The sequence below is a fragment of the Mesorhizobium sp. genome, assembly GCF_041661565.1.
Classification (GTDB): domain Bacteria; phylum Pseudomonadota; class Alphaproteobacteria; order Rhizobiales; family Rhizobiaceae; genus Mesorhizobium.
Genome location: NZ_JBAZUD010000190.1, coordinates 1 through 7,962, shown reverse-complemented (window position 1 = coordinate 7,962; position 7,962 = coordinate 1). Strand labels below are relative to the sequence as shown.

The 7,962-nt window shown below is 64.1% G+C and carries 7 protein-coding genes; 4 read left to right on the top strand and 3 right to left on the bottom strand.

Annotation, left to right across the window (positions count from 1 at the left end):
* On the bottom strand, positions 1 to 310 hold a 310-nt coding region (locus tag WC739_RS23340), incomplete at its 3' end, for an SDR family NAD(P)-dependent oxidoreductase (protein WP_372955358.1).
* Between the two features lie 102 nt (positions 311 to 412).
* Between WC739_RS23340 and WC739_RS23335 the strand changes: the two genes are divergently transcribed.
* The 3 genes from WC739_RS23335 (at position 413) to WC739_RS23325 (ending at position 4,768) form a co-directional block, all read left to right on the top strand.
* Positions 413 to 1,306 (top strand): LysR family transcriptional regulator, encoded by an 894-nt coding sequence (locus WC739_RS23335; RefSeq protein ID WP_372955359.1) that lies wholly within the window; start codon positions 413 to 415, stop codon positions 1,304 to 1,306.
* A 330-nt stretch (positions 1,307 to 1,636) separates the two neighbouring features.
* Positions 1,637 to 4,144, top strand: a complete 2,508-nt coding sequence (locus WC739_RS23330; RefSeq protein WP_372955357.1) for an EAL domain-containing protein — start codon at positions 1,637 to 1,639, stop codon at positions 4,142 to 4,144.
* Between the two features lie 153 nt (positions 4,145 to 4,297).
* Positions 4,298 to 4,768 carry a hypothetical protein gene (locus WC739_RS23325; protein WP_372955356.1) on the top strand — a complete coding sequence of 157 codons (471 nt, stop codon included), beginning with the start codon at positions 4,298 to 4,300 and terminating at the stop codon, positions 4,766 to 4,768.
* A 1,256-nt stretch (positions 4,769 to 6,024) separates the two neighbouring features.
* Here the strand turns inward: WC739_RS23325 and WC739_RS23320 are convergent.
* Positions 6,025 to 6,549, bottom strand: coding sequence for a cytochrome b (locus WC739_RS23320; RefSeq protein WP_372955355.1), 525 nt, complete (start codon positions 6,547 to 6,549; stop codon positions 6,025 to 6,027).
* A gap of 215 nt (positions 6,550 to 6,764) precedes the next feature.
* On the opposite strand from WC739_RS23320, the gene WC739_RS23315 reads away from it, so the two are divergent.
* The gene (locus WC739_RS23315) at positions 6,765 to 7,481 is read left to right on the top strand and encodes a hypothetical protein (RefSeq protein WP_372955354.1); all 717 of its coding nucleotides are present in this window, start codon (positions 6,765 to 6,767) and stop codon (positions 7,479 to 7,481) included.
* Positions 7,482 to 7,496: 15 nt separating this feature from the next.
* Here WC739_RS23315 and WC739_RS23310 read toward each other — a convergent pair whose 3' ends face one another.
* Entirely contained in the window at positions 7,497 to 7,850 is a 354-nt protein-coding gene (locus WC739_RS23310) for a hypothetical protein (RefSeq protein WP_372955353.1), read from the bottom strand.
* Positions 7,851 to 7,962 lie beyond the last annotated feature (112 nt).

Sequence of the window (7,962 nt, the reverse complement as noted above, 5' to 3'; positions counted from 1 at the left end):
CGGTCTGCGCGATCGGCGACAGCTTCATGATCCCGGCATTGTTGACCAGGATGTCGATGCCGCCGAAGGCCGTCTCGCCGGCATCGAACAGCGCCGCGACGCCTGTGGGATCGGCGATGTCGGCCTGCACGGCGATCGCCTTGCCGCCATCTGCCTCGATCGCCCGCGCAAGCTCTTCGGCCTCGGCCCGGCCCCGCGCATAATTGACGACGACGGCGACGCCGTCGCGGGCAAGCCGCCGTGCGATCGCGGCGCCGATGCCCTTCGAGGCGCCCGTCACGATCGCCGTTCTTGGATGTTGGTTGGTCATGGAAGTTCTCCGTGTTCTCTGTGACACGGATATAGGCCGGCACACTTTCCGGATAATCACCTATCGCTTGACATCACTATTCGGAAGCTGCGAACAATGGCCATGGATCGCCTGGATACGATGCGGCTTTTCGTGCGCGTGCTGGAACGGCGCAGCTTCACCGCAGCCGCCGCCGATCTCGGCCTGCCGCGCTCGACCGCGACGGAGGCCATCCGGCGGCTCGAAGAATATCTCGGCGCGCGGCTCCTCGAGCGCACGACGCGGCAGGTGAATGCCACGCAGGACGGCGAAGCCTACTACCGGCGCTGCCTGTCGATCCTGGCCGAGATCGAGGATGCCGAGGCCGCCTTCCGCAAGGCCGAGCCCTTCGGCCTGCTGCGCATCGACGCCTCGACGCTGCTGACCCGCACCTTCCTGTTGCCGCGCCTGCCAGAATTCCTTGCCCGCTACCCGCGCATCGACCTGCAGATCGGCCAGAGCGACCGGCTGGTCGATCTCGTGCGCGAGGGTGTCGATTGCGTCATCCGCGTCGGCGAGCCGGCCGACAGCGGCATGATCATGCGGCGGCTGGCAGTGATCCGCGAGATGACCTGCGCCAGCCCCGCCTATCTCGAACGCCATGGCGTGCCCGCCTCCCCGGACGCGCTCGCAGGCCACCAGGCGGTCGGCTTCGTGTCGTCCCGCACCGGCGAGACCCTGCCGTTCGAATTCACCGTCGAGGGCAAGACCGTCGAGGTGCGGCTGCCCGGCCGTGTCGCGGCCAACAATTCCGACACCGCCGCCGACCTGGCGCGGCTTGGCCTCGGCCTCATCCAGGCGCCGCGCTATCGCTTCGAGAAAGACCTTGCCGACGGCACGCTGGTCGAGGTGCTGGCCGGCTACGCGCCCTCGCAGACGCCGCTGTCGGCGCTCTACCCGCAGAACCGGCAGCTCTCGCCGCGCCTGCGCGTCTTCCTCGACTGGGCCGCGCGCATCTTCGCCGAGGCGAACCTTTGAGCAACTTCAGGAAAAGTGTGAAACGGTTTTCCGTCCGGAATTGCGCCAAAGCAAGGAGATGGGCAATTCCAGGAAAAGTGTGAAACGGTCTTCCGTCCGAAATTGCGCCAAGACAAGGAGATGGCCACATTGGAAGGGCAAATTTAAACGTTTGGCACTAGTGTCGACCGACAGGCTGTTGTCCAGAAAGGTATTCGGGTCGAATTGGCCACAACGGGTTTCAGCATAGGTCGCGCAAGACAGGCCATTTTCTCTTCCGCCAACTTGCCGGCGGCCATAGCTTTTGTTGTCCTTTTGGCCTGCGCCTTCCTTGCCGACAAGCAGAACCGCATGGTCTCCGACCAGCTCGAGCGCGCCGATGTGCTGGCCAAGGTCAACATCGTCCGCGCCAAGCTCGAAGGCAATATAGAAGGCAACCTGCAACTTGTTCAGGGCCTTATCGCGACCATCGTTACGGAGCCCTTGATGGGCCAGGAGAGATTTGCCGCGCTTGCGAGCAATTTGTTCCAGCAGAAATCGCAACTGCGCAACATCGCCGGCGCGCCCGACCTCGTCATCTCGCTGATGTACCCGATCAACGGCAACGAGAAGGCGATCGGGCTCGATTACCGCAACAACGAGGCGCAACGCCGGGCGGCGATGCAGGCGCGAGACCAGCGCGTGCTGGTGTTCGCCGGCCCGGTCGACCTGGCCCAGGGCGGGCGCGGCTTCGTCGGCCGCATCCCGGTCTTCGTGCCGAAAGCAGGCGGCGGCGACCGCTTCTGGGGCATCGTCTCGGCGGTGGTCGATGTCGACCGCCTCTACGCGGCGAGCGGACTGACCGATCCGGAGCTCAACATCGATGTCGCGCTGACCGGCAAGGATGCGCTGGGCGGCGGCGGCGAACGCTTCTTCGGCGGCGAGAATGTCATCGCCGGAAATCCGGTTTCGGCCAATGTGCAGCTGCCGTCGGGCTCGTGGCGAATCTCGGCCATCCCCAAGGGCGGCTGGCCAGCGGCTCCGAAGAACGAGTGGACCTTGCGCGCGCTGATGTTGCTCGCCGGCGCGCTGGTCGTGCTGCCGATCATGGTCGCCGGACGGCTGTTCGGGGAAAGGCAGAAGAACTACGCCGAGCTGAGGCGCCTGTCCGGGCGCCTGGAGCTGGCGCTGGAAGCCTCCGGCATCGGCGTCTGGGAACACGACCTCGCCACCAATGAGATGGTATGGGACGACCGCGTCAACGAGATCTACGGCAAGCCGGCCGACGGCCGGCCGCGCGGCTATGATGACTGGGCGCGCTCGATCCATCCCGAGGACAGGTCGCGGGCGCTGCGGGATTTCGACCGGGCGGCCGGGAACAAGGGCCTCTATTCCTCGCAATACCGCCTCCTCGGTCCCGACGGCGCCATCCGCCACGTGCGCACGCGCGCCAGCTTCTTCCAGGACATCGACGGCACGCCAAAGCTGATCGGCGCCGAATGGGACGTGACCAGCGACGTGTTGCTCAACGAGACCCTGAGGCGCGAGCGGCAATTGACGGAATCGAAGAATGCCGAGCTGAACCTCGCTAAGGCGCATATCGAATACGCCGCGCTGCACGATTCCCTGACCGGCCTGCCCAACCGCCGCTATCTCGACGAACTGCTCGCCGAAACCGGCGGTCCGGACCGGCCGACGGCGCTGCTGCATCTGGACCTGGACCGGTTCAAGCAGATCAACGACACGCTCGGCCACGCCGCCGGCGATGCCATGCTCGTGCATGCCTCGAAGGTCATCAAGGCCAATGCGGGCCCTGGTGATTTCGTCGCGCGCATCGGCGGCGACGAATTCGTCGTGATGAGCCATGGGCTCGACGACGACCAGCTCGCAGCCCTTGCCGACCGCATCATCGAGGAGATGCGCCAGCCCCTCGACTATCGGGGCCATCCCTGCCGCTTCGGGGTGAGCATCGGCATCGCCGCCAACAGCGGCGTCGACGCCAAGCAGCTGCTCGTCAACGCCGATCTCGCGCTCTACCGGGCGAAGGGCCGCGGCCGCAACCGCTACGAGTTCTTCAACGAAGAGCTGCAAAGCGAGATCGTGCGCACCAAGCAGGTCGCCGACGAGATCCTGGGCGGACTGGAGCGCAACGAATTCGTCGCCTACTACCAGCCGCAGTTCGACGCCAGGACGCTCGAGATCGTCGGCGTCGAGGCGCTGTCGCGCTGGAACCACCCGCGACGCGGGATCCTCGCCCCCGATGCCTTCCTCAAGGTGGCCGAGGAGCTCAATGTCGTGTCGCTGATCGATCGCACCATCCTCGAGCAGGCGCTGCAGAATTTCGGGCGCTGGGAGCGCGACCATCTCAAGATCCCGCGCGTTTCGGTCAACGTCTCGGCCAGGCGGCTGGAGGACAAGAGCCTGATCGAGGGGTTGCGCAAGCTGGACATCAGACAGGGCACCGTGTCGTTCGAGCTGGTGGAGTCCATCTTCCTCGACGAGAATGACGACCTCGTCACCTGGAACATCGAGCACATCAAGGAGCTCGGCATTGACATCGAGATCGACGATTTCGGCACCGGCCACGCCTCGATCGTCTCCCTGCTCAAGCTGCAGCCGCGCCGCCTCAAGATCGACCGCCAGCTGGTGATCCCAATCACCGGCTCGAGCGCGCAGCGGCATCTGGTCTTGTCGATCATCGAGATCGGCAAGTCGCTCGGCATCGAAGTGATCGCCGAGGGCGTCGAGACGATGGAGCACGCGCGTATCCTGAAGGAGCTCGGCTGCGATATCCTGCAGGGCTTCTTTTTCGGGCGCCCCATGGAGGCCAACGTATTCAAGAGCTTCGCGCGGTCGCGCAAATGGCTGGCCGCGGGGTAGTTGGGCCGCCGATCCTCGCCGCGAGGTGGAAGACTTGGCGAAAGAAGCCGCCAGGCGGAAGTGACCGCGCGCCTCACCATAAGATGCCACCCAGAGCTCATTGTATCAATTTCGCCCGCGCGATGAATTCAGCAATTGAATAAAGATCGCGGGATGGCATTCAGCCTTTGCAAGCCTTTTTTGGAATGCAGCTCGCGCAGCGAGAAACTATCACGCTCCTCCATTCGTCACTCCCTACACAGCCTCTGTTGGCTGGTGAAGCAACGCAAACAGGAGAGCATCATGAATTACTTCGTGAATATCTTCGCCAAATCTTTGGCTAGCAGTGCAGTCATCATCTCATTGTCGCTTCCAGCAACGGCTGGCGGCATCGGCGTCGGCGGCGGTGTTTCGGTCGGCGGCAGAGGCGGCGTCAATGCTGGCGTCGGGGCATCGATAGGCGGAGCTGGTGGTATCGGCGTCGGCGCGGGTGCCTCGGTCGGCGGCAGCGGCGGCGTCAATGCTGGCGTCGGCGCTTCGGTCGGTGGATCCAATGGTGTCAATGCAGGTCTCGGCGCCAATGTCGGTGGCACGAACGGTGTCAGCGCTGGCTTGGCGCGAATGTTGGCGGCACCAACGGCGTAAACGCGGGGCTGGGTGTCAATGTGGGAGCCGGTGTAGGCGTTGGCGTCGGCGTTGGCACGAACCCCAGCAACCCTTCCAACCCGGGCAATCCGTCCAACCCTGGCGCCCCTGGCTTGCCCGCGAAGGTCGCTCAAATGTCCGATAGCCAGATCGCGCGGTTCAAGAAACGCTGCGCGGATGTGCTGGGCAGCGAAGGCTCCTATGACCGTGATTTGCGCCAGCTCTGCCTGCTGATCGCCAGTCGCTGAGCTCTGCGGGGCGAGCTTGAACCATCCTGATGCCTCGTTCGCGAAGCCCGCTGCCGAAGGGTGGCGGGCTCGTCTATAAGAGCGCAAGTTCGGCTCGGCGCAAATCGAACCCACTGCGAATACTAACAGGCTTGGCCGTACCGGCCGCTTCTCGACGTTGACAAAGAAAATCCCGACAGGCACCTTTCCCCTTGAGGGAAAAAAGCGAGGAGCATCCATGAAGAAGCAGTACACAAAGCCTGTTCTTACGAAGCGAGACAGACTGTCGGTCGTTACGGCCACCCTTCCTGCGTCGCAGATTATCATCATCCCAGGGTAGACATAGTCTCTCTGCTGAGACAAAGCCCGCTGGCTTCGGCCGGCGGGCTTTTGCGTAACGGGCCTTGAGTTTGACGTTGGTGCTCGGGCGAACGAACGGGCGATCGATAATCGTGTTCATCTTGCCGAACTGGGGCACATGAGCAGCCGTCGCGCATGTCTGGATGACGACGATTATTGGCTACCCTTTTTGGCGCGCTGCTGCGAGGGCCACCAGATGAAATACAGCGACCCGATCCTGAGGACCGGCACGCGCCTGTCTCTCTCCCGGTCGCGTAGCTCTCTATAGGTCTTCACCTTGAATATCCCGCCGGGCAGGTTGATACGCAGGGCCATGCACATTCCCGAAGTGTTGACACCGTGCTGGAGTGCACGATCGGACGGCAGATCAGACTGTCGGTGCAATCCGATGAACCAACATCCAGCCATCAGCAGCGATTAAAGTGGCCGGCGCCACAATCTAGGGGGGGGGTGGTATGGGGCTATGGCGCCGGCCGACGAGACACATAGTCCGCCAAAACGGGACTTTTACAGCTTCGATCCGGCAACGCCAGTGGTGTGATCGCGTATACGGCGACCGATGTTCGGTCGCTTAACAACACCTTAAGAGCGGCGAGTAATTGGGGCCGCCACGCGTCACCGATGATGGCGATCGCATTGCCCGAAGCGCTTCGCAACGACCGATCGCCTCTACGGCAACATGCGCTTGAGGACGTCGTCGCGGCGCACGAAATGGTGCCAGAGCGCCGCGAGCCCATGCAGCCCGGCGACCACCAGGATCGCGTTGGCGCACAGGCTGTGCAATTCGCGCAAGGTCCTGGCTGTCTCGCGGTCGGGCGGAAATGGCGCCGGGATGGTGAACAGCCCGAAGAAACTCAGCTCGTTGCCGCGATACCAGGTCAGCAGGATGCCCAGCGCCGGAATGGCGATCAGCAGCGCATACAGCAGGAGATGGCTGGCTTGCGCCGCCATCCGCTCGACCCAGCCGATATCGGCCGGCTCCGGAGGCGCCCCCTCGCCGAGGCGCAATGCCACCCGCCAGAGAACCAGCACGGCCATGACGAGGCCGACGGAGATATGGATGCGCCAGATCATGTCGACGCGCGGATCGCCGCGCGCAAAGATATCCTCGTTGAAGGTGAGCGCGTACATCAGCAGGACAATCAGGAAAAGCGTCCAGTGCAGGAACTTCTGGGCACGGCTATAGCTTTGCATCGGATCCATCATTGTCACGCGGTTGACCTATTAGGCGCTGCCCTTAATGGCGAAGTTGCGGCTGAGGCGCCCATAAAGCCGCCCGTTGCGTCATCGCCCGACCCCTGACGCCCGGCCCGGCCTCGCCGCCTGCTTCCGCCCCGTGCTAAGGAACTGTTATAGCCCGATTGCGGTTGTCTGCGGTGCATGCAGGCAGCTGATGAGCGACAAGGAACATGGCGGACAAGAAGAAGCGCGGCTCCCTCCGCAAGCTTGTGGGCGGCATCGTCGCGAAAATCGCCACGGCATCCGGTCCCGCATCCGGCGACGGCGAAAGCACCACTGCTACGCTGGTCGCCGAATGGCCGCTGCCGCCGTCGGCGACGCTCGGCTCCGCGATGCGCCTGAAGGGAATCGAACGCGAGGTCCGCGCCCGCCTGCCTTGGGTGGTGCGGAAATTCGCCAAGGCGGAGACGGGCCGGGTCGTGCTGCGGATGCTGAAGACCGACGCGGATGCCTTCCAGGCCGCCTCGGCAACGATCTCCAGCACGTTGCAGGGGATCGAGACCTTGCCCGTCCTGCCCCGTGAGGCGGAGGATATCCTCACCATCTCCGCCCGCGAGCGCCACAAATGGCTGCGGGACGGCCGCCTGAAAAGCACCGGCACGCGCACCGTGAAGATGCGCGGGCGATCCAAAGCCGTCACCTTCCACGTCTTCGATCCGCGCCACATCGAGGACATTCTCGACCGTGACCTGGCGACGGGCTGGCGGGAGGAGGATGCGCTTGAGGTCACCGAGAACAGGCGGCGCGGCGCCGGCAAGGCGGCGCTGACGCGCGCCGGCAAGCGCGAGCGCAAGGCCGGCCCTGCCCGCAAATCGGGAAAGGACGACAGCCCACCGCCAAAGCTGGAGGGGTGGGACATTTTCGAGGCGGATGGATTGCTGCGCTAGAACCGTAGGAGCCGGCTAAGGATATTTCGTCCCAACGCCCGCGGGATTCAGGTCGCCCTGCAATTCCTTCGGCAGTGGCAGGCTGGAGCATTGCTGGTGCACGGCGCGGGCGAACAGTTTGCGCTGCTTCTGTTCGGCCTCCTTGGTGGCCGCCAGGATCCCCAGCCCATACGGGCCGAGCGCGACGAAGGCCCAGCCGGGATGCGTCTTCTCGCGGGCGGAATAGTCGGCAGCGGCGGTCCGCGCCTGCTGGCATTCGGGCGATGCATATTTCGGGTCTTGCGGCGAAAGCGACGTCCCATAGTCGACCGGCGAGGTCGCGCATCCGGCCAGTGTCGCCGCCAACGCAACGGATAGTGCGATTCTCATCCCGAAGCCTTTCCCCCGCTCGATGCGACAGTACACGGAACTCCTCTTCCCACAAGCAAAGCGCTTCGACGACCGGCGATCGATCGCCATGGCAGCCGGGCGCACCACGAAA